Source organism: Shewanella sp. AS16 (assembly GCF_021412365.1).
In the GTDB taxonomy this organism is placed as follows: Bacteria; Pseudomonadota; Gammaproteobacteria; order Enterobacterales; family Shewanellaceae; genus Shewanella; species Shewanella salipaludis.
Genome location: NZ_JAKCLK010000362.1, coordinates 1 through 285 on the forward strand (window position 1 = coordinate 1; position 285 = coordinate 285).

1 protein-coding gene is annotated in these 285 nt (G+C 50.9%); it reads right to left on the reverse strand.

The annotated features are described in order from the left end of the window. A partial coding sequence (locus LZP73_RS20660; RefSeq protein WP_234236841.1) for a PAS domain S-box protein occupies nt 1-285 on the reverse strand: 285 nt, incomplete at both ends.

Below are 285 nucleotides of genomic sequence, written 5' to 3' on the forward strand. Positions count from 1 at the left end.
TAGCTGCCGCCGCTCCGGCAGTGCAATACCACATCTTGTTCGATCGCGGAACGTGAGGTGTCAGCACTGTAAATGTTCTCCATTAATGGTCCGTTGTCGCCAAAAGTAATATGCAACACCGTCAGGAGCGGAACACCTAACGCTTCTTCCTGCGTCCAGCCGCTCATTTTCTCCGCCACTGGATTCATAAAGGTAATTTTCATTGCCATATCAATACAGACCACGGCTTCGCCGATGGAGTCCAGCGTAATGTGCAGGCGCTCTTTTTCCTGAAACAATGCCTCG